At 68.3% G+C, this 26,333-nt stretch carries 30 protein-coding genes; 18 read left to right on the top strand and 12 right to left on the bottom strand.

What is annotated here, in order from left to right; translation table 11 throughout:
* The first annotated feature begins 72 nt into the window (after positions 1-72).
* From KBY71_RS03400 to KBY71_RS03335, 14 genes are all read left to right on the top strand, one after another.
* Complete coding sequence (locus KBY71_RS03400) at positions 73-1,272, top strand: class I SAM-dependent methyltransferase (protein ID WP_254927580.1); 1,200 nt, start codon at positions 73-75, stop codon at positions 1,270-1,272.
* 46 nt (positions 1,273-1,318) lie between these two features.
* On the top strand, positions 1,319-1,825 hold the full coding sequence (locus tag KBY71_RS03395) for an ATP synthase subunit I (RefSeq protein ID WP_254927579.1): 507 nt from the start codon (positions 1,319-1,321) through the stop codon (positions 1,823-1,825).
* Between the two features lie 55 nt (positions 1,826-1,880).
* On the top strand, positions 1,881-2,600 hold the full coding sequence (atpB, locus tag KBY71_RS03390) for a F0F1 ATP synthase subunit A (RefSeq protein WP_396095062.1): 720 nt from the start codon (positions 1,881-1,883) through the stop codon (positions 2,598-2,600).
* Between the two features lie 160 nt (positions 2,601-2,760).
* On the top strand, positions 2,761-3,009 hold the full coding sequence (gene atpE / locus KBY71_RS03385; protein WP_010315318.1) for an ATP synthase F0 subunit C: 249 nt from the start codon (positions 2,761-2,763) through the stop codon (positions 3,007-3,009).
* A gap of 97 nt (positions 3,010-3,106) precedes the next feature.
* Entirely contained in the window at positions 3,107-3,577 is a 471-nt protein-coding gene (locus KBY71_RS03380) for a F0F1 ATP synthase subunit B' (protein WP_254927578.1), read from the top strand.
* A complete protein-coding gene (locus KBY71_RS03375; RefSeq protein WP_254927577.1) occupies positions 3,574-4,098 on the top strand; it encodes a F0F1 ATP synthase subunit B in 525 nt (174 codons plus the stop codon). Before KBY71_RS03380 ends, KBY71_RS03375 begins: the two co-directional genes overlap by 4 nt.
* A complete protein-coding gene (gene atpH / locus KBY71_RS03370) occupies positions 4,098-4,646 on the top strand; it encodes an ATP synthase F1 subunit delta (protein WP_254927576.1) in 549 nt (182 codons plus the stop codon). Before KBY71_RS03375 ends, atpH begins: the two co-directional genes overlap by 1 nt.
* 85 nt (positions 4,647-4,731) lie before the next feature.
* Positions 4,732-6,249 carry a F0F1 ATP synthase subunit alpha gene (gene atpA, locus KBY71_RS03365; RefSeq protein ID WP_254927575.1) on the top strand — a complete coding sequence of 506 codons (1,518 nt, stop codon included), beginning with the start codon at positions 4,732-4,734 and terminating at the stop codon, positions 6,247-6,249.
* Between the two features lie 15 nt (positions 6,250-6,264).
* Positions 6,265-7,218, top strand: a complete 954-nt coding sequence (locus KBY71_RS03360) for a F0F1 ATP synthase subunit gamma (protein ID WP_254927574.1) — start codon at positions 6,265-6,267, stop codon at positions 7,216-7,218.
* Positions 7,219-7,414: 196 nt separating this feature from the next.
* Entirely contained in the window at positions 7,415-8,137 is a 723-nt protein-coding gene (locus KBY71_RS03355) for a TIGR02466 family protein (protein ID WP_254927573.1), read from the top strand.
* A gap of 37 nt (positions 8,138-8,174) precedes the next feature.
* Positions 8,175-8,537 (top strand): 2Fe-2S iron-sulfur cluster-binding protein, encoded by a 363-nt coding sequence (locus KBY71_RS03350; RefSeq protein WP_254927572.1) that lies wholly within the window; start codon positions 8,175-8,177, stop codon positions 8,535-8,537.
* Positions 8,538-8,544: 7 nt separating this feature from the next.
* Complete coding sequence (locus tag KBY71_RS03345) at positions 8,545-8,850, top strand: hypothetical protein (protein WP_254927571.1); 306 nt, start codon at positions 8,545-8,547, stop codon at positions 8,848-8,850.
* Between the two features lie 115 nt (positions 8,851-8,965).
* Entirely contained in the window at positions 8,966-10,021 is a 1,056-nt protein-coding gene (locus KBY71_RS03340) for a DUF3326 domain-containing protein (protein ID WP_254927570.1), read from the top strand.
* A 4-nt stretch (positions 10,022-10,025) separates the two neighbouring features.
* Positions 10,026-10,433, top strand: a complete 408-nt coding sequence (locus tag KBY71_RS03335) for a YchJ family protein (RefSeq protein WP_254927569.1) — start codon at positions 10,026-10,028, stop codon at positions 10,431-10,433.
* 28 nt (positions 10,434-10,461) lie between these two features.
* On the opposite strand, the gene ald is transcribed toward KBY71_RS03335, so the two are convergent.
* The 6 genes from ald to KBY71_RS03305 all read right to left on the bottom strand — a co-directional run bounded on the left by ald (position 10,462) and on the right by KBY71_RS03305 (position 17,684).
* A complete protein-coding gene (gene ald / locus KBY71_RS03330; protein ID WP_254927568.1) occupies positions 10,462-11,613 on the bottom strand; it encodes an alanine dehydrogenase in 1,152 nt (383 codons plus the stop codon).
* Between the two features lie 63 nt (positions 11,614-11,676).
* Positions 11,677-13,008 carry an APC family permease gene (locus KBY71_RS03325; RefSeq protein ID WP_254927567.1) on the bottom strand — a complete coding sequence of 444 codons (1,332 nt, stop codon included), beginning with the start codon at positions 13,006-13,008 and terminating at the stop codon, positions 11,677-11,679.
* Positions 13,005-14,726, bottom strand: coding sequence for an NAD+ synthase (locus tag KBY71_RS03320; protein ID WP_254927566.1), 1,722 nt, complete (start codon positions 14,724-14,726; stop codon positions 13,005-13,007). The genes KBY71_RS03325 and KBY71_RS03320 overlap by 4 nt, the downstream gene beginning before the upstream one ends.
* On the bottom strand, positions 14,726-15,334 hold the full coding sequence (locus KBY71_RS03315; RefSeq protein WP_254927565.1) for a nicotinate-nucleotide adenylyltransferase: 609 nt from the start codon (positions 15,332-15,334) through the stop codon (positions 14,726-14,728). The genes KBY71_RS03320 and KBY71_RS03315 overlap by 1 nt, the downstream gene beginning before the upstream one ends.
* Positions 15,335-15,345: 11 nt before the next feature.
* Positions 15,346-16,671 (bottom strand): GTP-binding protein, encoded by a 1,326-nt coding sequence (locus KBY71_RS03310; RefSeq protein ID WP_254927564.1) that lies wholly within the window; start codon positions 16,669-16,671, stop codon positions 15,346-15,348.
* Positions 16,668-17,684 carry a CNNM domain-containing protein gene (locus KBY71_RS03305; protein ID WP_254927563.1) on the bottom strand — a complete coding sequence of 339 codons (1,017 nt, stop codon included), beginning with the start codon at positions 17,682-17,684 and terminating at the stop codon, positions 16,668-16,670. Before KBY71_RS03305 ends, KBY71_RS03310 begins: the two co-directional genes overlap by 4 nt.
* A gap of 107 nt (positions 17,685-17,791) precedes the next feature.
* Between KBY71_RS03305 and KBY71_RS03300 the strand changes: the two genes are divergently transcribed.
* A complete protein-coding gene (locus KBY71_RS03300; protein WP_254927562.1) occupies positions 17,792-19,111 on the top strand; it encodes an aminopeptidase P N-terminal domain-containing protein in 1,320 nt (439 codons plus the stop codon).
* A 4-nt stretch (positions 19,112-19,115) separates the two neighbouring features.
* On the opposite strand, the gene KBY71_RS03295 is transcribed toward KBY71_RS03300, so the two are convergent.
* Together KBY71_RS03295 and KBY71_RS03290 are read right to left on the bottom strand one after the other, a co-directional pair.
* Complete coding sequence (locus tag KBY71_RS03295; RefSeq protein ID WP_254927561.1) at positions 19,116-19,892, bottom strand: TIGR01548 family HAD-type hydrolase; 777 nt, start codon at positions 19,890-19,892, stop codon at positions 19,116-19,118.
* A gap of 34 nt (positions 19,893-19,926) precedes the next feature.
* The gene (locus KBY71_RS03290; RefSeq protein WP_254927560.1) at positions 19,927-20,586 is read right to left on the bottom strand and encodes a transaldolase family protein; all 660 of its coding nucleotides are present in this window, start codon (positions 20,584-20,586) and stop codon (positions 19,927-19,929) included.
* Positions 20,587-20,663: 77 nt separating this feature from the next.
* On the opposite strand from KBY71_RS03290, the gene KBY71_RS03285 reads away from it, so the two are divergent.
* On the top strand, positions 20,664-21,140 hold the full coding sequence (locus KBY71_RS03285; protein WP_396095064.1) for a 30S ribosomal protein PSRP-3: 477 nt from the start codon (positions 20,664-20,666) through the stop codon (positions 21,138-21,140).
* A 147-nt stretch (positions 21,141-21,287) separates the two neighbouring features.
* On the opposite strand, the gene atpC is transcribed toward KBY71_RS03285, so the two are convergent.
* Both atpC and atpD read right to left on the bottom strand, forming a co-directional pair.
* Positions 21,288-21,695, bottom strand: coding sequence for an ATP synthase F1 subunit epsilon (gene atpC, locus KBY71_RS03280; protein ID WP_254927559.1), 408 nt, complete (start codon positions 21,693-21,695; stop codon positions 21,288-21,290).
* Between the two features lie 29 nt (positions 21,696-21,724).
* Positions 21,725-23,185 carry a F0F1 ATP synthase subunit beta gene (atpD, locus tag KBY71_RS03275; RefSeq protein ID WP_254927558.1) on the bottom strand — a complete coding sequence of 487 codons (1,461 nt, stop codon included), beginning with the start codon at positions 23,183-23,185 and terminating at the stop codon, positions 21,725-21,727.
* A gap of 269 nt (positions 23,186-23,454) precedes the next feature.
* On the opposite strand from atpD, the gene groES reads away from it, so the two are divergent.
* Both groES and groL read left to right on the top strand, forming a co-directional pair.
* Positions 23,455-23,766 carry a co-chaperone GroES gene (groES, locus tag KBY71_RS03270; protein ID WP_094561335.1) on the top strand — a complete coding sequence of 104 codons (312 nt, stop codon included), beginning with the start codon at positions 23,455-23,457 and terminating at the stop codon, positions 23,764-23,766.
* 89 nt (positions 23,767-23,855) lie between these two features.
* Positions 23,856-25,490 carry a chaperonin GroEL gene (gene groL / locus KBY71_RS03265; RefSeq protein ID WP_190389921.1) on the top strand — a complete coding sequence of 545 codons (1,635 nt, stop codon included), beginning with the start codon at positions 23,856-23,858 and terminating at the stop codon, positions 25,488-25,490.
* 104 nt (positions 25,491-25,594) lie between these two features.
* Here the strand turns inward: groL and msrB are convergent, their stop codons facing one another.
* On the bottom strand, positions 25,595-26,077 hold the full coding sequence (gene msrB / locus KBY71_RS03260; RefSeq protein ID WP_254927599.1) for a peptide-methionine (R)-S-oxide reductase MsrB: 483 nt from the start codon (positions 26,075-26,077) through the stop codon (positions 25,595-25,597).
* A 13-nt stretch (positions 26,078-26,090) separates the two neighbouring features.
* Positions 26,091-26,321, bottom strand: coding sequence for a preprotein translocase subunit SecG (gene secG, locus KBY71_RS03255; RefSeq protein ID WP_254927557.1), 231 nt, complete (start codon positions 26,319-26,321; stop codon positions 26,091-26,093).
* Between the last annotated feature and the right edge of the window lie 12 nt (positions 26,322-26,333).

Raw genomic sequence — 26,333 nt, 5'->3', positions numbered from 1 at the left:
CCGCTTTTGGCGCTGGGCCGTCGCGGGGGCGCCGGGCCGTGAAAAGCTCGGCCCGTTCCCGCTGATGCCCCCGTGCCCGCCAGTGATGCCGCCACGCCGGTGGTGAGCGCCTTCTACGACCGTTTCCCCTACCCGGGCGACCCCCTTCAGGACGGGCCGCCACCCGGATACAACTGGCGCTGGTGTGTCGACAGCGCCTGGGCCGCCGCCTTCGGCGTTTTGCCCTCCCCTCCGGCCAGCGGCCCGCGCACCTGGCGGATCCTGGATGCCGGTTGCGGCACCGGCGTCAGCACCGACTACCTCTGCCACCTCAATCCGGGCTCCTCGGTGCTGGCGGTGGACATCAGCCCCGGCACCCTCGAGGTGGCGCGGGAGCGCACCCGGCGCTCCGGAGCCGCTGCCCAGGTGCAGGAGCTGCGCGTTGAGGAGCGCAGCCTGCTGGATCTGGAGGGCGAGGGCCTGTTCGACTACATCAACTCGGTGGGGGTGCTGCACCACCTGCGCGAGCCGGAAGCGGGTCTGAGGGCCCTGGCCGGGTTGTTGAGGCCGGGTGGGCTGCTCCATCTCTTTCTGTATGCCGACGGCGGCCGCTGGGAAATCCATCGCACCCAGAGGGCCCTGGCGCTGTTGGGGGCGGGCACGGGCGAGGACGGGCTGCGCCTCGGTCGTCAACTGCTGGCGGAGCTGCCCGACACCAATCGGCTGCGCCGCCACCACGAGCAGCGTTGGGCCCTCGACACGACGGCCGACGCCAACTTCGCCGACATGTATCTCCACCCCCAGGAGACGAGCTACAACCTCGAGCGGTTGATGGCCTTTGTGGCCTCAGCTGGGTTGGACTTCGCCGGGTTCTCCAATCCCGAAGTCTGGTCGCCGGCGCGCCTCCTGAGTGGCGCGCTGCTGGATCGAGCGCTGGCGCTGCCCCCCCGCCAGCAATGGGCGCTGGTGGAAGAGCTCGATCCCGACATCAGTCACTTTGAGTTTTTCCTCAGCAAGGGCCCGGTCTCCGCTGCTGATTGGAGCTCCGATGCCGCCCTGCTCGCTGCCCGGGGTGAGGTGAACCGCTGCCTTTGGGGCTGGCCCTCCACCAGCCTGATGGGCCCCGACCTGATGCCGCTCAGCCTGAGCGAGGAGGGGCTGTGCCTGATGCGGGCCCTGGAGGCAGCCCCCGAGCTGGGGATCGGCCAGCTGCCGCTGGATTGGCCCGTGGCGCAACGGGTTGCGGTGGCTCGAGAGCTGTTGGAGCAACGGGTGTTGCTGCCGGTGCGGTGACCCGACCGTGATAGATTCCGCGCGCCTTTTCAGGGGTCGAACGCACTTGCCGGTTTCCCTCCCCTGTTCCTCGCTCCCCGACCCCGGACCAGCCGGTTTGGCTGCCCCCCTGGTGTCGGTGGATCTGGATCAGATGGATGGTTCCAGCACCGCGTCCCCCCTGGCTGTGGTTCCCCCCGCAGCTGACGATCGAGCCTCGCTTGATCCCAGCAACGGCATGGACGACTACTTCCGGCTGCAACGCCGGCTGTTGCTCGCCACCCTGCTGCTCTCCGCAGTGGCCGTGGTCGCCACCGCCGTCCTCGGTTCCCTCGCAACGGCCTTCAGCCTGTTCGTGGGTGCCCTGGCCGGCTTGCTCTACCTGTGGCTGTTGAGCCGCAGCGTCACCCGGTTGGGAGAGAATTCCCGCCGCATGAGCAAGGCCCAGCTGCTGGTGCCGGTCGCCCTGGTGCTGGTGTCGTCCAGGGTTCCCCAGCTCTCGACTCTGCCGGCCCTGTTGGGCTTCCTGCTCTACAAGCCGGCGGTGATTCTTCAGGCCGTCTTCGACACCTGAAGCCCCATCCCGTTCCGTCGCCCCGGCGACCCCGAACTCCCCTTCGCTGGCTCCGATGCCTCTCCTTCTCCCCTTTGCCGAACTGGAGGTTGGTCAACACCTCTATTGGCAACTCGGCAACCTCAAAATCCACGGCCAGGTGTTCCTGAGCTCCTGGGTGGTGATCGGTGCCCTGTTGGCCCTGGTGGTGGTGGGCACCCGCAAGCTGGAGCGGGATCCCCGCGGCACCCAGAACTTGCTGGAGTTCCTCTGGGATTACATCCGCGACCTCTCCCGCGAGCAAATCGGTGAGAAGGCCTACCGCGACTGGATGCCCTTCATCGGCACCCTGTTCCTGTTCATCTTCGTGAGCAACTGGGGCGGCGCCCTGGTTCCTTGGAAGCTGATCCATCTGCCCAGCGGCGAACTGGGTGCGCCCACCGCAGATATCAACACCACGATTGCGCTGGCTCTGCTGGTCTCCCTGGCTTACTTCTATGCCGGACTGAGCCGAAAGGGCCTCCGCTATTTCGAGTACTACGTGGAGCCGACCCCGATCATGCTCCCGTTCAAGATTGTCGAAGATTTCACCAAGCCTCTCTCCCTCTCCTTCCGTCTGTTCGGCAACATCCTGGCCGACGAATTGGTGGTGGCGGTGTTGGCGTTTCTGGTGCCCCTGATCGTGCCCCTGCCGGCCATGTTCCTGGGACTGTTCACCAGCGCCATCCAGGCTCTGATCTTCGCCACCCTCGCCGCTTATTACATCGGCGAGGCGGTGCACGAAGAGCACCACTAGGCGCTCTCCGTTTGGCGGGGCTGCTTCGGCGCTCTGCTAAATCTCCCTCGCGCAGGTCCGGATGCACCCCGGGCCCATCCCTTCGGGGATGTCCCAGGCGCAGGGTTTCAATCCCGGTCCACTACGCGCTGTCACGGCGCCTCCCATCCCCCACTCCACCATGGATTCCATCACCTCCGCTGCGTCTGTTGTGGCCGCTGGCCTGGCTGTCGGCCTCGGTGCCATCGGCCCCGGCATCGGTCAGGGCACCGCAGCTGGCGGCGCCGTTGAAGGCATTGCACGTCAGCCCGAAGCCGAAGGCAAGATCCGCGGCACCCTGCTGCTGTCCCTGGCCTTCATGGAAGCTCTCACCATCTACGGCCTTGTGGTCGCTCTGGTGCTGCTGTTCGCCAACCCCTTCGCCGGTTGATCGTTGCGTGAGTGGACGGAAGGTGGGGGCTTGAGCCCCTGCCCTCCCAACCTCACCACCGCCCATCCCGCCCGACCGTTCCAGCGCCCTCGCCCCAATGACCAGCTGGCTTCTGCTCGCCGAAGCAGGTGTCCCGGAGGGAGGTCTGTTTGACCTCGACGCCACCCTGCCGCTCATGGCGGTGCAGGTGGTTCTCCTCACCTTCATTCTGAATTCGCTGTTCTTCCGCCCCGTTGGACGGGCTGTGGAGGAGCGCGAGAGCTTCATTTCCACCAGCCGCGCCGATGCCAAGCAGAAGCTGGCTCAGGTTGAGCGGCTTGAATCCGACCTCAAGGAACAGCTCAAGGACGCGCGTCAGCAGTCCCAGAAGCTGATTTTGGAGGCGGAACAGGAAATGGATCGTCTCTACCGCGACGCCCTGGCAGCCGCTACGGCCGATGCCAATGCTTCCCGGGAGCAGGCTCGCCGCGAGATCGATGCCCAGCGGGATCAGGCGATGACCCAGCTCAACAAGGATGCCGACAAGCTCGGTGACCTGATCGTGTCCCGCTTGCTGGCCACCTCATGACCGTTCTGCTTCCCACCCTGCTCGCCAGCCATGGCGGTTTTGGTCTCAATCTCAATCCGTTTGAGACCAACATCATCAACCTGGCGATCGTCATTTTCGGGCTCTGGAAGTTTCTGCCCGGATTCCTCGGCAGCATCCTGGAGCGCCGTCGCAACGCGATTCTGAGCGACCTTCAGGACGCCGAGCAGCGTTTGGTGTCGGCCACCTCTGCCCTGGCCCAGGCCCAGCAGGATTTGGCGGCTGCCCAGCAGAAGGCGGACCAGATTCGCGCCGATGGCCAGGCCCGTGCCGAGGCCCTGCGTCAGGAGAGCGAGAAGCGCACCATTGAGGAAATGGCTCGCCTCAAGCAGGGGGCCATCGCCGATCTCAGCGCCGAGGCCGCCCGGGTCACCGACCAGCTGCGCCGTGAGGCCGCCAATCGGGCGATCGCCAAGGCCCTCTCCACCCTCCCTGGAAAGCTCGATGCCAGTGCCCAGGCACGGTTGATCGATCAGTCCATCACGACCCTGGGGAAAGCCTGATGCCACTCCTCAACTCCATTGCCACCCCCTACGCCGAAGCGTTGCTGCAGGTGGCGGAATCCCGCAAAGAAACCGACGCGGTGGCCGAGCAGGCCAAGGATCTGCTGGCCGTTCTCAACTCCAGCCCCGAACTGCAGGCCGCCCTGTCGTCCCCGGTCCTGGAGCCCGATGCCAAGAAGGCAGCTCTGGCCACGCTCTTCAACGACCGGGTCACCCCCTCGGTCCAGAACCTGCTCAAGCTGCTGGCCGACCGTCAGCGTCTGCCGATGCTGGATGCGGTCTTGATCCGCTTCCTGGAGCTCTACCGCGAGCTGCGCAACATCACCCTGGCCAAGGTGACGTCGGCCGCCGAGCTCACCGAGGAGCAGCAGGCTGAGCTCAATAAAAAAGTGCAGGCGATCGCCGGCTCCAAGGCCGTGGAGTTCGACCTCGTGGTCGACCCCAGCCTGATCGGTGGCTTCATCGTCAGCATGGGATCCCAGGTGATCGACGCCAGCCTCTCGGGCCAGGTGCGCCGTCTCGGCCTGGCGCTGGCCCAGGTGAGCTAGCTCCGCTGCAAAACCGGCCCTCCGGTCCCCCCCTCCGCTTCAACGCCTTCCCTTCCATCAGCTCCCCCTGTGGGGACTTCCTCCCATGGTTTCCATCCGCCCCGACGAGATCAGCGCCATCCTCAAGCAGCAGATTGAGGACTACGACAAGTCGGTTTCGGTCAGCAACGTCGGAACCGTGCTGCAGATCGGCGATGGCATCGCCCGTGTGTACGGACTGCAGCAGGTGATGGCCGGCGAGCTGGTCCAGTTCGAAGACGGCACCGAAGGCATCGCCCTCAACCTCGAGGACGACAACGTCGGTGTGGTGCTGATGGGCGAAGGCCGCGGCATCCAGGAGGGCAGCACCGTGAAGGCCACCGGCAAGATCGCCGCTGTGCCCGTGGGCGACGCCATGCTCGGCCGGGTGGTCAATTCCCTCGGTCAGCCCATCGATGGCAAGGGTGACATCGCCACCACCGAGACGCGCCTGATCGAATCGATGGCGCCTGGCATCATCCAGCGCAAGTCGGTGCACGAGCCCATGCAGACGGGCATCACTGCGATCGACGCGATGATCCCCATCGGCCGAGGCCAGCGCGAACTGATCATTGGCGACCGCCAGACCGGCAAGACCGCCATTGCGATCGACACGATCATCAACCAGAAGGGCGAAGACGTTGTCTGCGTCTACGTGGCTGTGGGTCAGAAGGCCGCTTCCGTGGCCAACGTGGTGGAGGTGCTGCGCGAGAAGGGCGCCCTCGACTACACGATCGTGGTGGCCGCCAGTGCCTCCGAGTCAGCCGCCCTCCAGTACCTGGCCCCCTACACCGGCGCAGCCCTGGCTGAGTCGTTCATGTACAAGGGCAAGGCCACCCTGGTGATCTACGACGACCTCACCAAGCAGGCCCAGGCCTACCGCCAGATGTCGCTGCTGCTGCGCCGTCCCCCCGGCCGTGAGGCCTACCCCGGCGACGTGTTCTATTGCCACAGCCGTCTGCTCGAGCGCGCCGCCAAGCTGAGCGACGCCATGGGTAAGGGCTCCATGACCGCCCTGCCGATCATCGAAACCCAAGCTGGTGACGTGTCGGCCTACATCCCCACCAACGTGATTTCGATCACCGACGGCCAGGTGTTCCTCAGCTCCGACCTGTTCAACTCGGGTCTGCGTCCCGCCATCAACGTGGGCATTTCGGTGAGCCGGGTGGGTGGTGCCGCCCAGACCAAGGCCATCAAGAAGATCGCCGGCACCCTGAAGCTGGAGCTGGCCCAGTTCGACGAACTGGCCGCCTTCTCCCAGTTCGCCTCCGACCTCGACGCCGCCACCCAGCAACAGCTGGGCCGCGGTAAGCGGCTGCGCGAGATCCTCAAGCAGCCCCAGTTCAGCCCCCTGATCCTGGCCGAGCAGGTGGCCGTGGTGTACGCCGGCGTCAAGGGCATGATCGACGAGGTGCCGGTGGACTCGGTGGTGCAGTTCTGCCGCGAGCTCCGCGAGTACCTCAAGACCAATAAGGCCGACTACATCTCCAAGGTGCAGACCGAGAAGCAGCTCAGCGACGAAGCTGAAGCCATGCTCAAGGATGCGATCAACGAGGTGAAGTCGACCATGCTCGCCTCCGTTTGAGGAGGGGCATTACCGATGGCAAACCTTAAGGACATCCGCGACCGGATCAGTTCGGTCAAGAACACCCGCAAGATCACCGAGGCCATGCGCCTGGTGGCCGCCGCCAAGGTGCGGCGCGCCCAGGAGCAGGTGCTGCGCAGTCGGCCCTTCGCCGACCGCCTGGCCCGCGTGCTGGAAAACCTCCAGTCGCGCATGCGCTTTGAAGACGCCGATGCTCCCCTGCTGGAGCAGCGCGACGTCTCCACCATCACCCTGCTCTCGGTGACCGGTGACCGCGGTCTCTGCGGCGGCTACAACGCCAACATCATCAAGCGGACCGAACAGCGCGTCGCCGAGCTCAAGGGCCAGGGCTACAAGGTGGATCTGGTGCTGATTGGCCGCAAGGCGATCACCTACTTCCAAAACCGGGCCAGCCTCTACACCATCCGGGCCACCTTCACGGGCCTCGAGCAGGTGCCCAAGGCCAGTGAGGCCATGGGGATTGCCAATGAGGTGTTGGCTGAATTCCTCTCCGGTTCCACGGATCGGGTGGAAATCATCTTCACCAAGTTCATCAACCTGGTGAGCTCCAAGCCGGTCATTCAGACCCTGCTTCCCCTGGATCCCCAGGGCATCGCCATCCCCGAGGACGAGATCTTCCGTCTCACCACCCGGGATGGTCAGCTGGGCGTTGAGGTGGGTACGGCCACCAACGCGCAGCCCAAGCTGCCCTCCGACATCGTGTTTGACCAGAGCCCGGACCAGCTGCTCAATGCCCTGCTGCCCCTGTATCTGGAAAACCAGTTGCTGCGCTCCCTCCAGGAGGCGGCGGCGTCCGAGCTGGCCAGCCGGATGACGGCCATGAACAACGCCAGCGACAACGCCAAGGCGCTCGCCAAGACCCTCACCCTCGATTACAACAAGGCCCGCCAAGCCGCCATCACCCAGGAAATCCTGGAAGTGGTGGGCGGTGCGGCCGCGATGAGCTGAGCCAGCCCAGCCCTCGGGGATCTTCTGATTCCCCGCCTCGCCATCCCCGGATCTCCTCGGTGGTGTTGCACGCCCAACGTGCACCACTGCTGGGGACATCCGGGGTTTTTTGCTGGCTGCACGGGCGGGTTCTGGGTCCACGATTCTTTTGCAGCCTGGGATGCTGGAGGGGAATCTCTGTGCTTTGGAGGAGCCGATGCTGTCGCCGTTGCCTGCCGGCATGGGCCTGATGCTCGAGCCCCTGTTCCCGGTGGCCCTTGGCCGGGTGCAGCTGCAGCCCGATCCCCTCGACACGGCGTTGCAGATCCAGGCTCTGCATGGCCTGCGGGGCGAGGCCGGCTCCAATCCCGATCCTGGTTGCGCCTGGACCGGCGATCTCAACGGCGTCTGGCAGCTGCATCGGCACCCGGTCTTTGCCCCCTTGATCGCCAACCTCGTGGACCAGGCGGAGGCCTATCTCGCGCAACTCGGCTTTGATCGCTCCCAGGTGGCCCTGCACATTCAGCGCTGCTGGCCGGTGCTCAGTGAGGAGGGGCAGGTGGTGGGGCGCCATCACCATCCCAACGCCCACCTCAGTGCCATCTACTACCTCAACGGCGATGGCAGCGGCCGCAGCGGCTGTCTGCGCCTCTGGCCCCAGCGGCAGGCCAATGAGCTGGTGCCGGGGATGGCCGTGGGGCACGGTGGTCCGCTGGGCCCCTCCGCCTGGACGCTTCCCTGGGTCGATGTGGCCCCCAGGGCCGGGCTGCTGCTGCTCTTCCCCAGCTGCCTCGATCATGCGGTGCTGCCCAATGGGGATCCCGATGATCTGCGCTGTTCCCTCAGCCTCGATTTCCTCCTGACGGCCCCCCCGGCTGAGGCTGGTGCTCCCCCGCCGGAATACCTCGCGCCCCATCCCAGCCAATGGCAGGAATGCTGAGGCGCCCCCGCAGGGCGGGAGGAGGCGGGCTGGGAAGATGGTGCACCGCTGTTCCGATCCGGCCCCTCCCGTGACCGATCCCCAGACCTTCACGATCACCGCCGAATTCGAAGGCGCCCAGCAAACCTTCCCCTGCCGCAGCGACCAGACCGTGCTGGCGGCGGCCGAGGCGGCGGGCGTGCCCCTGCCGAGTTCCTGCTGCTCCGGGGTGTGTACCACCTGCGCCGCGCTGATCAGCGAGGGCAGCGTGCACCAGCCCGACGCCATGGGCGTCAAGGCGGAGCTGCAGCAGCAGGGATTTGCCCTGCTGTGTGTGTCCTTCCCCCTTGCCGACCTCAAGCTGAAGGCGGGCCAGGAAGACGCCCTCTACGAAGCCCAGTTCGGTCAGTACCAGAAGTGAGCCGGGGATGACTGTTGAGGCGGGGCTGATCGAAGGGGCCGCCTGGCCCGATGGGCCGGGTGACCCGTTGCAGCTCCAGGCACCCGTTCTGGTGCCCTTCGGGTTCTGGCTTCCCCTGTCCACCGCCACGGCTGACCAGGCCCCCCGCCCCCCCGCTGTCGCCGCCATGAGCGCCGCCATCACCGCCCACCTGGCGGGCCTCGGCTGGCCTGGGGTCGAACCCTTGCGCTGGGCGATTACCGCCGTTGATCCCAACCGGGGCCTACAGCTGGAAGGGGTGGGGATCAGCGGCGCCGGGGCCTGCTGGCGATGAGATGCACTGGCCTCTTACCCCCCTGCTGGGGATCCACACGGGGCTCGCTCCTCGGAAGTGCTTCTGACAGTGCCCAGTGGAGCGCTCTCCTGCTCCCTGATCCCAGCCCGCAGCGATGAGCGACACCCCGCCCCTGCCCACGCTGCTGGTGATCCCCACCGGCATCGGCTGCCAGCAGGGCGGCTATGCCGGCGATGGCCTGCCGGCGGCGCGGCTGCTGGCGGCGGCCAGCGGCTGCCTGATCACCCATCCCAATGTGATGAATGCGGCCTCCCTCTACTGGAGCGATCGGCGCATCCACTACGTGGAGGGCTGGGCCCTGGATCGCTTCGCAGCCGGCGAGCTGGCCCTGGCGCCGCGAGCATCGCAGCGGGTGGGCGTGCTGCTCGATTCCGGCATCGAGCCGGAGCTGGTCCTACGCCACCGCCAGGTGATCGACGCCTGCCGGGCCAGCCTCGGCCTGCCGATCGGGCCGGTGATGAGCAGCGAGCTGCCCCTGGGAGTGAGTCTGCAGCTTGGCAGCAGCGGCAGCAGCTGGGGCACGATCGAACGCCCCGATGTCCTGCTGCGCGCCGGCGAGCAGCTGGTGGCGGCCGGTGCGACGGCCATCGCCGTGGTGGCCCGCTTCCCTGAGGATCCCGAAAGCGAAGCCCTAGCGGCCTACCGGGCTGGATCGGGCGTCGATGCCCTGGCGGGCGCCGAAGCGGTGATCAGCCACCTGTTGGTGCGCCATCTGGGGATTCCCTGTGCCCATGCCCCAGCGCTGCTGCCCCTGCCTCTCGATCCCGCGCTAGATCCCCGTGCCGCGGCCGAAGAGCTGGGTCACACCTTTCTGCCCTGCGTGCTGGTGGGACTGAGCCGGGCGCCGGATCTGGTGCCCCTGGTGGACTCAGCAACGCGCGGAACGGCTCCGCTGCTGCACGCCGCGCAGCTGGGCGCGGTGGTGGCCCCCGCTGGTGCCCTGGGCGGAGCGGCGGTGCTGGCCTGTGCCGAGCGGGGCATCCCCCTGATCAGCGTCGCCAATCCCTGCCTGCTGGAGGTGACCGCCGTGGCGCTGGGGCTGGCGGCGATCCCGGCCAGCTCCTACGCCGAAGCCGCCGGGCTGGTGCTGGCCCTGCGCGAGGGGATCGATCCGGCGGCCCTGACCCGCCCGCTGGCTGGGTCAGCCTGAATCCATGCAGAACCCCTGCCCCTGTGGTGGCTTTCTCTACGTCAGCTGCTGCGCGCCGCTGCACCGCGGCGAACGCCAGGCGGTCACGGCCGAGCAGCTGATGCGCTCGCGCTACAGCGCCTATGCCTTGGGGGAAGTGGAGTACCTGCTGCAGACCCAGCCCTCCCCGGTGCCCCTGGCGCGCCGGCGTCGGGAGCTGCTGGGCAGCCTGGGTCAGCTCCACTGGCAGCGGCTACAGATCATCACGGTTACGGCCGGCGGCGGGGACGATCTCAGCGGCACGGTGACCTTTGAGGCCCACTACGTCGCTGCCGGCCAGCGGGCTGTGATGCGGGAGTGTTCGCTGTTCGGGCGGACGGGCAACAGCCTCGACGGCGGCTGGCTCTACCTGGAGGCGCTGGAACTGGCCTGACCCATGTTTCATCAGCGCAAGCCGGGCGTCAGCGCAGGCAGGCCATGGGATGGCGGGGAGCCACGCCCAGGGCCTGGGCCACGCCGGGATGGCACACGGCCCCGTCCACCGTGTTGAGGCCCGAGAGCAGCTCGGGCCGGTCGGTGACGGCCTCCACCAGGCCCCGTCCGGCCATCACCAGGATGTAGGGGAGGGTGACGCTCACCAGGGCTTCGGTGGAGGTGAAGGGCACGGCGCCGGGCATGTTGCCCACGGCGTAGTGCTGCACGCCGTGCAGGGTGTGCACCGGATCGGTGTGGGTGGTTTCGCGGCTGGTGGCGATGCAGCCTCCCTGGTCGATCGCCACATCCACGATCACCGACCCCGGTTGCATCTGCCCCACCAGCGCTTCGCTCACCAGGGTGGGGGCCCGGCCCCCGGCGGTGAGCACCGCACCGATTAGCAGGTCGGCTTCCGGCACCAGGCGTTCGATCAGGCTGCGGTTGCTCACCAGGCTCACCAGGCGCCCGCTGCGGTGGGCTTCCAGGCTGCGCAGTTTCTGGGGCGAGCGGTCGAGCAGCAACACCTCGGCGTCCATGGCGGCGGCGATCCGGGCCGCATTCCAGCCCACACTGCCCGCCCCCAGCACCACCACCCGGGCCGGACGCACTCCGGTGCAACCACCCATCAGGATCCCGCGGCCGCCATGGGGTTGTTCCAGCAGGTGCGCCCCCACCTGGGCGGCCAGGCGGCCGGCGATTTCGCTCATCGGCGCCAGCAGGGGCAGGCTGCCGTCTTCGAGCTGCACCGTTTCGTAGGCCACCGCCGTGGTGCCCGCCTCCAGCAGGGCCCGGCCCACCTCCGGATAGGCCGCCAGATGCAGGTAGGTGAACAGCACCAGGTCGGGCCGCAGATAGCCGAATTCCTGCGGCTGCGGCTCCTTCACCTTCACCACCAGGTGGGCGGCCCAGGCCTCCTCAGCGCTCACCAGGCGGGCGCCGGCGGCGGCAAACGCTGCGTCCGCGAATCCCGCCCCCAGGCCCGCGCCGGCTTCAATCCGCACCTCCATGCCCTGGCCCGCCAGGTCACGCACCGCATCGGGGGTGAGGGCCACCCGCTGCTCGTCGCGCTTGATTTCCGCCGGCACGCCGATGCTGGCCATCGGTGCCTTGAGGCCCAGGCCTGGGCTGGAGGCTGCCATGGATGCGCTGCGGAGACGTCCCTCCAGATTGGCCGCGGCGGCCGGCACGCGCCAGCAACGCCCCTAGGCCCGGCCCGCTGGCAACACCCACCAGGCCCGCAGCGCACCGAGCAGCAGCAGCCCGGCAACGGTGAGGAGCATGCCGTTCTGCTGACCCACCACGCTGGTGAGGTAGGCCACGGCGATGGCCGCGACAGCCAGCAGGCATGTGCCGCCCACCAGCCAGCGGCGGCGACGGGAGTTGCCCGGCAGGGCCACCTGGAGGCTGGAGCAGGCCACCAGCCCGTACACCAGCAGGAAACACAACACCGAAAAGCCGCCGAACAGGCCGAAGATCTGGCTGATGCTCAGGTTGTGCTGCACGACCAGGGCACCCCCGGCCACCAGTGGCAGGCCGATGCTCAGCAGGGCGTTGGCGGGTGCACCGCTGCGGGGATGCACGCGGGCGAGGGCCTGGGGCAGCAGGCGCTGCTCCGCCAAGCCGTAGCCCAGCCGAGCCAGGGCGGTGAGCGACCCCAGGCAGGTGCCGAACAGACACAGCAGCGCCCCCACCTTGATCCATAACCCCGCCCCCGGAATCCCCAGCTGCTCCGCCAGGGCACTGAGGGGATCCAGACCCTGACGCGCGGAGGCCGGCAACCAGCCCAGCCCCTCCGGCAGAAAGGCCCCCCAGATCACAAACAGCACCCCGGCGATCAGCACGGCGGTGCGGATGCTGCGTGGGATAGCCCGCTCCGGTTGCAGCGCCTCGCGGCCCAGGTTGGCCGCGCTCTCAAAGCCGATGAAGCTCAGCACGGCCACCATCAGGCCGGAGCGCACCTGGCCCGCCGTGTCAGCGAGGGGGTTGATGGCCCGCAGATCCGCTGCTCCCCAGCCCTGGTGCGCGATCACCAGGGTGAGGCTGAGGATGATCAGGGCCGAGATCGTCTCGGTGAGCAGCATGGTGCGGGTGGAGAGCTGCACGTCGCGGCGGGCCAGCTCCAGGCAGCCCAGCCCGCCGAGGAGGTAGGCCAGCAGGCGTGGCGCCTGCCAGCCGAGGTGCAGGAGCAGCTGCTCCAAGAAGAAGCCAAAGAACACCAGGCAGCCAAGCAGCGTGGCGCCGTAGCCCAGCAGCAGGGCCCAGCTGGCTGCGGCGCCGATGCGGACACCGAGCCCCGCGGCCACGTAGCCGGCGATGCCGCTGGGGCTGCCCGGCAGCTGGCGGAACAGCACCAGGGTTTCGCCCACCAGCACCACCACCACCAGGGCCAGGGCGTAGCTGATCCAGGTGGCTGGCCCGGCGCTGCGCATGGCCTCCGGGATGTTGAACACGGCGGTGAGGGTGAGCCCCACGGTGCCGACGGCCTGGGCCGTCACCGCCACTGGCCCCAGGCAGCGCCGCAGCTCGTTCGTCACGCTGCGGCGATGGGCATGCGCCAGCCGCTGCCGAAGGCGCGGCGGCTCACCTTCAGCAAGGGGGCCGCCTGGCGCCGTTTGAATTCGGCCCGGCGCAACAGCTGCAGGATGCGCTCGGCGTCGGCGAGATCCACGCCCGTGCCATCGGCCAGGCCCTGGCTGGCGAGCTCCTCGGGGCTGCGCAGGTCTTCGATCAGGGCCTGGAGGATGGGGTCCAGCAGCGCGTAATCCGGCAGGGAGTCGCTGTCGCGCTGGTCGGGACGCAGCTCCGCACTGGGGGGTTTCTCGCGGATGGCGCGGCCCACCAGCTCGCCCTGGGCGGGGAGGCCCAGTTCGGCGCGGCAGGGTGCGGCCGCGGGGCTGTCGAGCCAGGCGCAGAGGGCAAACACCGTGGTTTTGTAGAGGTCGCCGATCACCGCCAGGCCCCCGTTCATGTCGCCGTAGAGGGTGCAGTAACCCACGGCCAGCTCCGATTTATTGCCGGTGGAGAGCAGCAGCTGGCCCTGCTGGTTGGCCACGGCCATCAGCAGGGTGCCGCGGATGCGCGACTGCAGGTTTTCGGCGGTGAGCCCAGCGGGAGGCCCCGCCAGTGCGGGGTGGAGGGCGGCATCAAAGCCCGCCATCAGTGCAGCGATCGGCAGCGTGTGGGTGCCCATCCCCAGCCGCTGGGCCAGGGCTGTGGCATCCCCGAGGGATCCGGCCGAGCTCCAGGGCGAGGGCATCAGCAGCCCCTGCACGTGTTCAGGCCCCAGCGCCGCCGTGGCGATCACCGCCACCAGGGCCGAATCGATCCCCCCGCTCAGCCCCAGCAGGGCCTGGGCGAAGCGGCACTTGCGGGCGTAGTCACGCACGCCCAGCACCAGGGCCCGAAACAGTTGTTCGCTGGCCTCGGGTAGATCCGCCGCTGGGGGGCTGGGGGCCGGGTCGGGTCCAGGGGTGTCCCAGACCGCCACCTGCTCACGGCAACAGGCCAATTGGCTCACCACCGTGCCGCTGGCCGCCACCACAAAGCTGGCCCCGTCGAAGACGAGCTCATCGTTGCCGCCCACCTGGTTCACGTACACCACCGGGCATTGCAACCGTTGGGCGGCCCGGGCGGCGAGGCGATGGCGCAGGGCCGCCTTGGCCTGGCCAAAGGGGGAGGCCGAGAGGTTGAGCAGCAGGTCGACGTGGCGCGGAAGCAGTTCGGCGACGGGATCGGCACCGGCCAGGCGGTGGCCCTGCAGCTCCTCCTCCACCCAGAGGTCTTCGCAGATGGTGAGACCCAGGCGCCAGGTGCGCCCCTGGTGCTCCAGGTCCAGCACCGAGGCCTGCTCCCCAGCCCGGAAGTAGCGCTGCTCGTCGAAGACGTCGTAGGTGGGCAGCAGCCGTTTGCGGGCGACGATGCGCCACTGGCCCGCCCCAATCAGGGCGATGGCGTTGAACAGATTCGGTCTGTCGGTGGCCCCAATCGGCTCGGCCACCCCCACCAGCACGGCCAGATCGGGCCACTCCAGGGCCAGGGCCTCGGCCAGCCGCTGCAGCGCGGTGGCCTGCTGGGCGAGCAGGCTCGGCCGCAGCAGCAGGTCGCGCGGCGGATAGCCCCAGAGGGAGAGCTCGGGGGTGAGCACCAGATCAGCCCCCTCGGCGGCGGCCTGGCGGCAGGCCATCAGGATCCGCTCGCCGTTGCCCGTCAGGTCGCCCACCAACGGATTGAGTTGGGCCAGGGCGAGGCGCATCAGGGGCTTTCGAGGCGGCAGGTGGGGCTCGAGCGGGTCAGCCCGTAGAGATTGTGCTCCAGCAGGAGTGGCACCAGGGCGGCGGGGATCTGGCTGGGGTCTGGGTTTTCGCGCACCGCCGAGCTGGCGGTGGCGGGCACCTCCAGGTTGAGGGTGACCACCCGCCCGCCAAGGGTCTCGAGGGCTTCCAGGCTGCTGGGTTGGAGCGGGAAGCCGGCCCGGGGGGCAATGGCCAGCACGCAGCGCTCCAGCACCGCTTGGGCTTGCTTCCAGCCGGTCATCTGGGGGGCCAGGTCGCTGCCCACCACAAACACCAGGTCGCGGCCGGGCCAGACCGCCGCCGCCCGCTCCAGGGTGGTGATCGCCCAGGGACTGCTCAGCTCCTGCCGGTGGCGGAGCCGGGGATTGCCGATGGCGGCCACCAGCTGGCCGAGCAGGGCCGCCCGCTGCTCCAGCGGCGCCCCGTGCTGTTTGAGGGGGTTGTCGCTGGCCCAGGTGGCCACCGTGGGATAGAGCTGCAGCAACCCCTCCAGCAGGGCCTGGTGCCCCCGGGTGGGCGGGTCGGCGCTGGTGCCGAACAGGGCGACCGCCCCCTCTCCGGCTTGCATGCCCCCGCCGCTCATGGCAGCAGGGCCTGCAGGTTGGCGGGAGGATGCGGGCGCTCTCCCAGCCACAGGCGCACCTGGGGATCGCTGTGGGCCAGGCGGCGCAGCAGGGCGCCGGGGCGGCCCCCACTCTGGGCGCCCCGCAGTAGTTCGGCGGCGGCCAGCCGGCCCGTCAGCCGGGTGGTGTGCACGGCCAGGGCGGCCTGGGCCAGGGCCACCGGCGCCGCCGGGGCGAGGCTGAGCCCTCCGGTGAACGGTGCGGCCACCATCAGCAGCTGGCGCAGGGCCCCCAGGCCCAGCTGGATGCCGAGCTGGGCCCCACCCAGCAGGGCGTTGTGGCCCGACAGGCGCCGCAGCAGCTGGCGAGCACCGGCGCCGTGCATTGGCAGGCCATAGAGCTGGCAGAGCTGCAGCACCAGGGCCGTATCGCAGGCCAGGCCGCCCGCCAGATCCAGCAGCACCAGCGGGTTGGCGGCCACACCCGTGGCCTTGAGGGCGGCGAAGCGGCCAATCAGGGATTGGGCGGCCCGGCGGCTGACCCCCAGCCGCCAGCGCTGCAGGGCCTGGTGGAAGCGGTCGGCGGCGCCCAGGGCATTGAGGGCCAGCAGCAGCTCGCCGTGCTGTTCCAGCAGGGACACCAGGGCCCGCTGTAGGGGGGCCACCCGGGGCGCCTGGACGACGCTGCGCACCCGGCCATCGGCCAGCAGCTCGGGCTGGCGCGGTGCGGCGGCGACCGGGATCAGCTCCAGGTGACGGGCCGCGGCGGGCAGGCGCCGCTGGATGCTGGCCACCAGGGCGGCCTGTTCGGCCTCGCTCCAGCAGTCACAGCGGTTCAGCACCAGCAGCAGGGGCTTGCCGCTGGCCAGCAGGGGCGCCAGGGCGTCGTGCTCAACGCTGGTGAGGTCGCCGTCGAGCACCAGCAGCACCAGGTCGGAGCCCAGGGCCACCCGGGCCGCCAGCCGGGCCCGGGCCGCAGCGGCGATCTCGTCGATGCCGGGGGTGTCCACCAGCTCCACCCGCTGGAGCCCCTCAATGGGCTGGTGCCAGGTTCGGGCCTCTTGATGGCGGGTGCAGCCGTGGGCCACGTCGGTGGCGAAGGCCTCCTCCCCCAGCAGGGCATTGAGCAGGCTCGACTTGCCCACCCCCACCCGGCCGAACACGGCCACCCGCAGGCAGCGTTGGCGCAGGCGCTCCAGCTGGCGATCGAGGGCCTGGTGCTGGCCGGCCAGCTGGCTCTGTTCCCGGCCGCTGAGTTGGAGCTGGCTGCGCCACTGCTCCAGCAGCAGCCGGCAGCGCTCGGGGGTGGCGGGCACGGGAGTGGCGCCAGGGATGGGCCTCATGGGCGGGCGCCCTCGGCCGCGGGCTGGGGCCGCCGCCACCAGCCGGCCAGCACGGCCAGCACAGACTCGGCACCAATCACGCCCACAAAGCCCCCGAATTCATCCACCACCACCCGCACGCCAGTGCTGTTGCGGCGGAAGCCGGTGAGCAGCCGGTCGGCCCGGATCATTTCCGGCACGTAGTCGACGGGCTCGCTCAGGGAGGAGGCGCTGCGGCCCCCCTCGCCCTGGAGCAGGGCCGTCAGCAGGCGCTCCCGGCTGGCCACCCCCAGCACCTCGTCCACCTCTTCCCCCAGCACCACCCACCACTCGGCATTGTTGGCCAGCAATTCCCCGCGCAGCTGCTCCAGGCTCGCGGCCCCCTCCAAGGTGGGTGCGGCCACCCGTGGGGTCATCAGATCCCGGGCGGTGAGGTCGTTGAGCTGGAACACCTTGGCGATCATCGCGGCCTCGTCGGCTTCGATCTGGCCCTTCTGGGAGCCCAGGCGGGCCAGCAGCCGGATCTCTTCCTCGTCGGTGCTGATCTCGTTTTCGGCGGTGATCGCCGGCAGCAGCTGCTCCAGCAGCAGCACCAGCGGCAGCATCAGCCGGGCGATCACCGCCAGGGTGGGGGCGCTGGCCAGGGCCACCGGCATGGCCAGACGGCTGCCCAGGGCCTTGGGCAGGATTTCGCCCAGCAGGATCACCAGCACCGTGAGCCCCACGGAAAACAGGGGCAGGGCCACCCCTTCAATGCCGTGCCGTTTGAACACGATGGCGGCATAGCCGCCCAGCATCAGGCTGCCGAAGATGTTGAAGCCGTTGTTGGCGATCACCAGCACCGAGAGGGTGCGCCCCAGCCGCTGACGCAGCTGCTCCAGCCGCCGGGCTCCTCGCACCGGCTTGCTGCGGGCCGCGAGTTCATGCACCCGTACGGGGTTGACGGTCAGCAGGGCCGCCTCCACGCCCGAGCACAGGGCCGATCCGGCAATCACAACCACCACCAGCAGCGCCAGAGCGAGCAGGTCGTTCATTCCGCCGGATTACCGCTGGCCATTCCCCTATTCAATCGTCTCTGCCAACGCCTGTCCCGGTGCCTGCTCCAGACTGGTGCCCAGCCAGGGCCCGCAGGCCACTCCCCATGCACGATCCGTCGATCTTTGCCCAGCGGCGCAGGCGCTTCTTCGAGCAGCTGGGAGGGGCGGCGGCGGTGATCCCGGCGGCGGCGCTGGCGGTTCACCACGCCGACTGCGAGTGGCCCTTTCGCCAGAACAGCGATTTCTGGTATCTCACCAGCTTCGATGAGCCGGAGGCGGTGGCCCTGTTCCTGCCGCACCGGCCCGAGGGGGAACGTTTCGTGCTGTTCGTGCAGCCCCGCGAGGCCAGCGCTGAGGTGTGGAACGGCTTCCGCTGGGGGTGTGAAGGGGCCGTGGCCGCGTTTGGCGCCGACCTGGCCCATCCCCGCAGCGAACTGGAGCAGCGTTTGCCCGAGTACCTCAAGGGGGCTGAGGGCATTGCCTTCCGGGTGGGCAAGCATCCCCAGGTGGAGCCGCTGGTGCTGGCGGCCTGGGCCGGCCAGCTGGACCGCGCCCCCCGCAGCGGCTCGGCCGCCCTCGGCCTGGTGGCCCCCTGCCCCCTGTTGCATGCGCTGCGGCTGCGCAAGGGGCCCGAGGAGCTGGAGCGGATGCGGGAGGCGGCCCGCATCTCGGCGGAGGCCCATGAACTGGCGCGCCAGGTGGTGCGGCCGGGCCTCCTCGAGCGCCAGGTGCAGGCGGTGATCGAGCAGCACTTCCTGGAGCAGGGCGCCCGCGGGCCGGCCTACGGCACGATCGTGGCCGGCGGCGACAACGCCTGCGTGCTCCACTACACCGCCAACAGTTCCCCGCTGAACGACGGCGACCTGCTGCTGATCGACGCCGGTTGCTCGCTGTCGGATTACTACAACGGCGACATCACCCGCACCTTTCCGGTGAATGGCCGCTTCAGCGGTGAGCAGCGGGCCCTGTATGAGCTGGTGCTGGCGGCCCAGGAAGCGGCGGTGGCCTCGGTGGCGCCGGGGTTCACCGCCGAGGGGGTGCATGACACGGCCCTGCGGGTGCTGGTGGCAGGCCTGCTCGACCTGGGGCTGCTGGCGGGCTCGGTGGAGGGGGTGATCGAGCAGGGGGCCTACCGCCATCTCTACATGCATCGCACCGGCCACTGGCTGGGGCTCGATGTGCATGACGTGGGGGCCTATCGGCTGGGCGAGCACCATGTGGAGCTGGAGCCCGGCATGGTGCTCACGGTGGAGCCGGGCCTCTATGTGAGCGATCGGCTGCCGGTGCCCGAGGGCCAGCCGGAGATTGGGGAGTGCTGGAAGGGGATCGGCATCCGCATCGAAGACGATGTGGCGGTGACCGACCACGGCCACGAGAACCTCACCGCCTCCGCCCTCAAGGCTCCGGCGGCGCTCGAGCGCTAAGGCTTCAGGACAGCAGCAGCTCCAGGTGCTGGTGCAGGGTGCCGGTGGCTGGGATCACCGCATCGGCGCCGGCCTCCAGCAGCTTGGCCTCATAGCTGGCGCGGGCCTCAGGGTGTCCGTGCAGGTGGGGCGGCGCCACCGCCAGGCTGAGGAAGCGTTGGTCGGGACACTGGGCGCGGGCCCGCTGCACGGTGAGCACATCGGCCACCGTGTCGCCCAGGTAGGCCACGGGCGGTGCGCTGGCCCCCAGGGCCCCGCCGGCCAGATGGCTGGCCAGCTGCAGCAGGCCGGTGGGATCGGGCTTGTCGGGCGCATCCCCCATGGCGATCAGGGGCGGATCCTTCAGCCCCAGCCGGCTTTCCAGCACGTAGCGGCAGGAGGGGGGCTCGGCGCCACTCACGAAGCCGAAGACCAGGTTGGCCGCGCTCAGGGCGGCAAAGAAGGGCGGCTGCACCAGCAGCGGCTCGTCGCCGATGAACCCCTGCCAGCGGCTGGGATCGCCGTTGGGATCCCCCCCGAAATAGAAGGTCTCAAACACAGCCACCAAAGCCTCAAAGGCCGGCAGGGGCGTGTGGCCCGCCCGCCGCAGCAGTTCCAGCGAGGCCTCCCAGTCGTTGTTCCAGCCGCCTTCACTCTTGAGCGCGTCGATGGCGGCGGGATCGGGCCGCTCGCCGTGGAAGTGGTGCACCGTCTCGACGATCGCCCGGCGGTAGCTGCCGCTCACGTCGCGGATCACGCCGTCGATGTCGAACAGCACAACGGCCTGGGGGCGGGTGGACATCGGTCTCGGCAGGGGTGTTGGGGGTAAAGCGGGATCAGGATTGGGCGTCGCGTTCAAACTGGGCGCTGGCGGCCTCGGTGGCGTCACAGCGAACCAGGGCCGTGGCCAGCTCGGGACTGATCGTGAAGGTGTTGAGGCCTTCGGCGGCCAGGCGGGTGAGCTCGCCGGGCTGGCGCAGGCTGGCCACCAGCAGCCGGACGCTGGAGCCCAGACCCGACAGGCTTCGGTGCATGGCGATCACCGCGGCGGTCCCGTCGCGCCCCTGGTCGTTGATCCGACCCAGGTAGGGGGCGATGTAGGCCGCCCCGAGGGCCGCGGCGATCAGCACCTGGTGGGGCTCGTAGCAGGCGGTGAAGGTGATGGGGATGCCGGCGCGACCGAGATCGCGGGCCACCGCCGCGCCTTGCTGGGTCACGGGCAGCTTGACCGCGATGTGACCAGGGGCCAGGGCCGCCAGGGCCAGGCCGCACTGGAGCATGTCGGCGGCGGTGGTGCCCCAGGCCTGCAGATGCAGTTCCTGGATGCCGTGGGCCAGGGCCAGGGGGGCGATCTGGGCCAGCCGCTCCAGGCTGCAGGGCTGGGCCGCCCGGCGCAGCAGGGTGGGGTTGGTGGTGACCCCGTGGAAGAGCCCGCTGGGCAACCACTGCTGCCAGGCCAGGGGGTCGGCCGAATCGAGGAACAGGCGCAGGGCCATGGCCGGAGAACAGGCCGGGGGCCGGCAGGGCGGCTGGTAGGTTAGTTGTTTGACGTGTTGCCTTGAGCGCCGACCCCATGCCCGCCACCGAGAGCGCTCCAGGCGCTGTTGTGACCGACGTGCCCGAGGTGGCCGCGGCTGCTGAAGACACCACCACCCAGGGGCGTCCGGTGATGCGTGGGGGCAGTGCAGCCCTGGCCACGGCCACCATCGACGAAGATGGGGTTCCCTCCGGCTATACCCCCAAGGCCGACGAGGGCCGCTTCCTGCTGAAGATCCTCTGGCTGCCCGACAACGTGGCTCTGGCGGTGGATCAAATCGTGGGCGGCGGCCCTAGCCCCCTGACGGCCTACTTCTTCTGGCCCCGTGAAGATGCCTGGGAAACCCTCAAGACCGAGCTCGAAGGCAAGAGCTGGATCACCGACAACGAGCGTGTTGAGGTGCTCAACAAGGCCACCGAGGTGATCAACTACTGGCAGGAAGAGGGCAAGGGCAAGAGCCTCGATGAGGCCAAACTCAAGTTCCCCGATGTCACCTTCTGCGGGACCGCCTGATTGGTGGGTCTGTCCACACTTCCCTTTGCGCCCCCGAGTGGGGCGCTTTTTTTGTGGTCCTGCCCCACTGTGTGGGGTGTTGTTGATCGAGCCAACCCACAAAAAAGCGCCCTTGTCGGGCGCTTGAGACTTGGTGGCGGCTTGGCTTCAGCCAGCCTTGGTGGCTTGGAAGCGGGCTCGGGCTGTCGCCAGAGCTTGCAGGGCCTTGACTTTGTCGGCGCTGGTGGCTTGGCCTTCAAAGGCGGCAGCTGCACTTTGGGCGGCCTCAAAGGCGGCTTCAGCGGCGTTGGCATCGATGCTGGTGCCCAGCTCAGCGCCGTTCACCAACACGGTGACTTCGTCGGCTTCCACTTCGGCAAAGCCACCCATCAGGGCGATCGTGGACCAGGCTCCGCCGGAGCGCAGCCGCATCACGCCGGTGTCAAGGGCGGCCAGCATGGTGACGTGGCCGGGGAGGATGCCCACCTGACCGGTGGTGCTGGGCAGGATCACCTCTTCGGCGGTTCCATCAAAAACGCTCTGATCAGGGGCCAGAACGCGCAGGGTGAGACTCATGGGGGGAGGTCCTCAGAACGGGGAGGGGATCAACCCTTGGCTTCGGCGAGGATCTTGGCGGCCTTGGCCTTCACCTGGTCGATGTTGCCCACCAGGTAGAACGCCGCTTCCGGCAGATCATCGAGTTCGCCGGCGAGAATCTGGTTGAAACCGGTGATGGTTTCCTCCAGCTTCACGTATTCACCCTTCTGACCGGTGAAGATCTCGGCCACAAAGAAGGGCTGGGAGAGGAACTTCTCGATCTTGCGGGCGCGGTCCACCGTGCGGCGGTCGTCCTCGGACAGTTCGTCCAGGCCCAGAATGGCAATGATGTCCTGGAGCTCCTTATAGCGCTGCAGGGTGGACTGCACGGCACGGGCGGTGCGGTAGTGCTCGTCGCCCACAACGGCGGGCTGGAGCATGGTGCTGGTGGAATCCAGGGGATCCACAGCGGGGTAGATGCCCTTGGAGGCCAGGCCGCGGCTGAGCACGGTGGTGGCGTCCAGGTGGGCGAAGGTGGTGGCCGGAGCCGGGTCGGTCAGGTCGTCCGCAGGCACGTAGACGGCCTGGATCGAGGTGATCGATCCCTCCAGGGTGGAGGTGATGCGCTCCTGGAGCATGCCCACGTCGGTGCCGAGGGTGGGCTGGTAGCCCACGGCCGACGGCATGCGGCCCAGCAGGGCCGACACTTCCGAGCCGGCTTGCACGAAGCGGAAGATGTTGTCGACGAACAGCAGCACGTCCTGCTTGTTGGCGTCGCGGAAGTGCTCAGCCATGGTGAGGGCCGAAAGGCCGACGCGCATGCGGGCGCCGGGGGGCTCATTCATCTGGCCGTAGCAGAGGGCCACCTTCGACTTGGAGAGGTCGCTGGGGTTGATCACCCCCGACTCCTTGAACTCCTCGTAGAGGTCGTTGCCTTCACGGGTGCGCTCACCCACGCCGGCAAACACGGACACCCCGCCGTGCTCCTTGGCGATGTTGTTGATCAGCTCCTGGATCAACACGGTTTTGCCCACGCCGGCGCCGCCGAACAGGCCGACCTTGCCGCCCTGGCGGTAGGGAGCCAACAGGTCGATCACCTTGATGCCGGTCTCGAACACCTTGGGCTTGGTCTCCAGCTCGGTGAGGCTGGGGGCGGCCCGGTGGATCGAGGCGGTCAGGTTGGTGGTGACGGGACCCTGCTCGTCCACCGGCTCACCGAGCACGTTGAAGATGCGGCCGAGGGTGGCTTCCCCCACGGGAACGGAGATCGGAGCGCCGGTGTCAAGGGCTTCCATGCCCCGCACCAGGCCATCGGTGGTGCTCATGGCCACGGCCCGGACCCGGTGGTCACCGAGCAGTTGCTGCACCTCAGCGGTCAGCGCGACCTGCTGGCCAGCGGAGTTTTTGGCTTCAATCCGAAGCGCGTTGTAAATCTTGGGCAGCTTGCCGGCCGGGAATTCAACGTCGAGAACCGGGCCAATCACCTGCCGGACGATGCCTTTGGTGCCGGTGGCGGTAGCAGCTGCCATAGGAAGGGAAGACGCAAAGAGTGCTGAGGAGGGAACCATCCCGCCTGAAGCGGCGCAACCTTACCACTGCGCCTGGCGCGCGAGAGCAACCTGGGCAGGCCCCGCCGGGGGGTTCGGTCACCCGCACAGGCCAGGCCTGGCGCGGGCGGTGTGCGCCCGCATAGGTTGGCACTCAACGGGCCCGAGTGCTAATTCGCCTTTTTCGGCGCACTCCCGCTCGCTGTTCTGTGGCGTCTTTGGCGCCATGCCGTTGCTGTCGCAATTCATCCATGGCTGCTGTTTCTCTCAGCGTCTCCACGGTCAAGCCCCTCGGAGATCGCATTTTCATCAAGGTGTCGGAGTCGGAGGAGAAAACCGCCGGCGGGATCCTGCTGCCCGATACCGCCAAGGAAAAGCCCCAGGTGGGCGAGGTGGTCCAGATCGGCCCCGGTAAGCGCAACGACGACGGCAGCCGTCAGGCTCCCGAGGTCAGCGTGGGCGACAAGGTGCTCTACAGCAAGTACGCCGGTACCGACATCAAGCTCGGCAGCGACGAATTCGTGCTGCTCTCCGAGAAGGACATCCTCGCCATCGTCAACTGAGTTGACCCGGCGCACTGAGCGATCGCGCCTTGTGATCGCTCACGCAGCCTTTCGTTTCCCGAACCAACCCCATACCGACATCGCCTTCCATGGCTAAGCGCATCATCTATAACGAGAACGCCCGCCGGGCCCTCGAAAAAGGCATCGACATCCTGGCTGAGGCCGTCGCCGTCACCCTGGGCCCCAAGGGTCGCAACGTGGTGCTGGAGAAGAAGTTCGGCGCTCCCCAGATCATCAACGACGGCGTCACGATCGCCAAGGAGATCGAGCTCGAGGATCACATCGAGAACACCGGTGTGGCCCTGATCCGTCAGGCCGCCTCCAAGACCAACGACGCCGCCGGTGACGGCACCACCACCGCCACCGTCCTGGCCCACGCCATGGTCAAGGCCGGTCTGCGCAACGTGGCTGCGGGCGCCAATGCCATCACCCTCAAGAAGGGCATCGACAAGGCCTCCGACTTCCTGGTGGGCAAGATCAAGGAGCACGCCAAGCCGATCTCCGATTCCAGCGCCATCGCCCAGGTAGGCACCATCTCCGCCGGCAACGACGAAGAGGTGGGCCGCATGATCGCCGACGCCATGGACAAGGTCGGCAAGGAAGGCGTGATCTCCCTGGAGGAAGGGAAGTCGATGACCACCGAGCTGGAGGTCACCGAGGGCATGCGCTTCGACAAGGGCTACATCTCGCCCTATTTCGCCACCGACACCGAGCGCATGGAAGCGGTGCTGGAGGAGCCCTACATCCTGCTCACTGACAAGAAGATCGGTCTGGTGCAGGACCTGGTGCCCGTGCTCGAGCAGATCGCCCGCACCGGCAAGCCCCTGCTGATCATCGCGGAGGACATCGAGAAGGAAGCTCTCGCCACCCTGGTGGTGAACCGCCTGCGCGGTGTGCTGAACGTGGCCGCCGTCAAGGCTCCTGGCTTCGGCGATCGCCGCAAGGCCATGCTCGAGGACATCGCCGTTCTCACCAACGGTCAGCTGATCACCGAAGACGCCGGCCTCAAGCTCGAGAACGCCAAGCTGGAGATGCTGGGCACCGCCCGCCGCATCACCATCAACAAGGACACCACCACCATCGTGGCCGAAGGCAACGAGGTGGCTGTGAAGGCCCGCTGCGAGCAGATCCGCAAGCAGATGGACGAAACCGACTCCTCCTATGACAAGGAGAAGCTGCAGGAGCGTCTGGCCAAGCTGAGCGGCGGTGTGGCCGTGGTCAAGGTGGGTGCCGCCACCGAAACCGAGATGAAGGACAAGAAGCTGCGCCTCGAAGACGCCATCAACGCCACCAAGGCGGCCGTTGAGGAAGGCATCGTTCCTGGCGGTGGCACCACCCTGGCCCACCTGGCTCCCGCCCTTGAGGAGTGGGCCAAGGCCAACCTGTCCGGCGAAGAGCTGATCGGCGCCCACATCGTGGCCTCCGCCCTCACCGCTCCCCTGATGCGCATCGCCCAGAACGCTGGCGTCAATGGCGCCGTGGTGGCGGAGAACGTGCGCAACAAGCCCTTCAACGAGGGCTACAACGCAGCCACCGGTGAATATGTCGACATGCTGGCTGCTGGCATCGTGGATCCCGCCAAGGTGACCCGCTCCGGTCTGCAGAACGCGGCTTCGATTGCCGGCATGGTGCTCACCACCGAGTGCATCGTGGCCGACATGCCCGAGAAGAAGGATGCAGCCCCCGCCGGCGGCGGCATGGGCGGCGGCGACTTCGACTACTGATCTCGATCGAGATCCACGGTTTGAGTCGTTCCTTCAGAACCCAGTCAAAGCGCCCCTGCGGGGGCGCTTTTTTGTTGGCCCATTCGGCCTGGCTTGGCGTTGGATCAGCCCGGCTTGAACACCAGCGCCACGCCGTTGTTGCAGTAGCGCTTGCCGGTGGGCTTGGGGCCGTCGCCGAAGACGTGCCCCTGGTGGCCGCCGCAGCGCTGGCAGTGGTATTCGGTGCGCGGGACGAGCAGTTTGAAATCCACCTGGGTGGCGATGGCGTTGGGCAGGGGCTGCCAGAAGCTTGGCCAGCCCGTGCCGCTCTCGTATTTGGCCTTGGAGCTGAACAGGGGTAGGGCGCAGCCGGCGCAGACGAAGGTGCCCGCCCGCTTTTCGCTGTTCAGGGGGCTGGAAAAGGGCCGTTCGGTGCCCTCTCGGCGCAGCACCTGATAGGCGGCGGGGCTGAGGCGCTGTTTCCAGGCAGCATCACTGAGCTGCCAGGTTGGATCCTGGGCCTTGGCAGCGGCGTGGGCTCGGGAGGTGCCGCTGAAAAAGGCGCCCAGGCTGGATCCCAGGGCCACCAGCAGGTTGCGGCGGGGCATCGACATCGCTGGCTCAGCTCAGCCAGCCGGCACTGAGCACCACGGCCAATCCGAGAAAGATGGCCAGCAGGGTCCAGCTGATGCGGTTGAGGGTGGCTTCGGCGCTGCGGGCACTGGTGAACATCGAGCCACCACTGGCGGCAAGCCCGCCCATGCCATCGCCCTTGGGGCTATGCAGCAGCACGCTGATGATCAGCAGCACCCCGCTGCCGATCCACACCCAAGACAACACCGACGTGATCACAGTTCCTTCCCT

The sequence above is a fragment of the Cyanobium sp. T1B-Tous genome, from assembly GCF_024345475.1.
In the GTDB taxonomy this organism is placed as follows: Bacteria; Cyanobacteriota; Cyanobacteriia; order PCC-6307; family Cyanobiaceae; genus Cyanobium_A.
Note: the sequence above shows the minus strand (reverse complement) of the source record. Positions and strands in the feature narration are given on the sequence as shown.

Coding starts and splice junctions, on each gene's coding strand:
- KBY71_RS03310 (WP_254927564.1), bottom strand. CDS start 16,671: ATGAGGCCCATCCCTGGCGCCACTCCCGTGCCCGCCACCCCCGAGCGC.
- KBY71_RS03300 (WP_254927562.1), top strand. CDS start 17,792: ATGCACGATCCGTCGATCTTTGCCCAGCGGCGCAGGCGCTTCTTCGAG.
- KBY71_RS03285 (WP_396095064.1), top strand. CDS start 20,664: ATGCCCGCCACCGAGAGCGCTCCAGGCGCTGTTGTGACCGACGTGCCC.
- groL (WP_190389921.1), top strand. CDS start 23,856: ATGGCTAAGCGCATCATCTATAACGAGAACGCCCGCCGGGCCCTCGAA.
- KBY71_RS03320 (WP_254927566.1), bottom strand. CDS start 14,726: ATGCGCCTCGCCCTGGCCCAACTCAATCCGTTGGTGGGCGACCTGACG.
- atpD (WP_254927558.1), bottom strand. CDS start 23,185: ATGGCAGCTGCTACCGCCACCGGCACCAAAGGCATCGTCCGGCAGGTG.
- KBY71_RS03340 (WP_254927570.1), top strand. CDS start 8,966: ATGAGCGACACCCCGCCCCTGCCCACGCTGCTGGTGATCCCCACCGGC.
- KBY71_RS03345 (WP_254927571.1), top strand. CDS start 8,545: ATGACTGTTGAGGCGGGGCTGATCGAAGGGGCCGCCTGGCCCGATGGG.
- atpH (WP_254927576.1), top strand. CDS start 4,098: ATGCCACTCCTCAACTCCATTGCCACCCCCTACGCCGAAGCGTTGCTG.
- KBY71_RS03315 (WP_254927565.1), bottom strand. CDS start 15,334: ATGCAAGCCGGAGAGGGGGCGGTCGCCCTGTTCGGCACCAGCGCCGAC.
- atpC (WP_254927559.1), bottom strand. CDS start 21,695: ATGAGTCTCACCCTGCGCGTTCTGGCCCCTGATCAGAGCGTTTTTGAT.
- KBY71_RS03295 (WP_254927561.1), bottom strand. CDS start 19,892: ATGTCCACCCGCCCCCAGGCCGTTGTGCTGTTCGACATCGACGGCGTG.
- groES (WP_094561335.1), top strand. CDS start 23,455: ATGGCTGCTGTTTCTCTCAGCGTCTCCACGGTCAAGCCCCTCGGAGAT.
- msrB (WP_254927599.1), bottom strand. CDS start 26,077: ATGCCCCGCCGCAACCTGCTGGTGGCCCTGGGATCCAGCCTGGGCGCC.
- ald (WP_254927568.1), bottom strand. CDS start 11,613: ATGGCAGCCTCCAGCCCAGGCCTGGGCCTCAAGGCACCGATGGCCAGC.
- KBY71_RS03290 (WP_254927560.1), bottom strand. CDS start 20,586: ATGGCCCTGCGCCTGTTCCTCGATTCGGCCGACCCCCTGGCCTGGCAG.
- atpA (WP_254927575.1), top strand. CDS start 4,732: ATGGTTTCCATCCGCCCCGACGAGATCAGCGCCATCCTCAAGCAGCAG.
- KBY71_RS03380 (WP_254927578.1), top strand. CDS start 3,107: ATGACCAGCTGGCTTCTGCTCGCCGAAGCAGGTGTCCCGGAGGGAGGT.
- KBY71_RS03335 (WP_254927569.1), top strand. CDS start 10,026: ATGCAGAACCCCTGCCCCTGTGGTGGCTTTCTCTACGTCAGCTGCTGC.
- KBY71_RS03355 (WP_254927573.1), top strand. CDS start 7,415: ATGCTGTCGCCGTTGCCTGCCGGCATGGGCCTGATGCTCGAGCCCCTG.
- KBY71_RS03360 (WP_254927574.1), top strand. CDS start 6,265: ATGGCAAACCTTAAGGACATCCGCGACCGGATCAGTTCGGTCAAGAAC.
- KBY71_RS03350 (WP_254927572.1), top strand. CDS start 8,175: ATGGTGCACCGCTGTTCCGATCCGGCCCCTCCCGTGACCGATCCCCAG.
- atpB (WP_396095062.1), top strand. CDS start 1,881: ATGCCTCTCCTTCTCCCCTTTGCCGAACTGGAGGTTGGTCAACACCTC.
- KBY71_RS03375 (WP_254927577.1), top strand. CDS start 3,574: ATGACCGTTCTGCTTCCCACCCTGCTCGCCAGCCATGGCGGTTTTGGT.
- KBY71_RS03305 (WP_254927563.1), bottom strand. CDS start 17,684: ATGAACGACCTGCTCGCTCTGGCGCTGCTGGTGGTGGTTGTGATTGCC.
- atpE (WP_010315318.1), top strand. CDS start 2,761: ATGGATTCCATCACCTCCGCTGCGTCTGTTGTGGCCGCTGGCCTGGCT.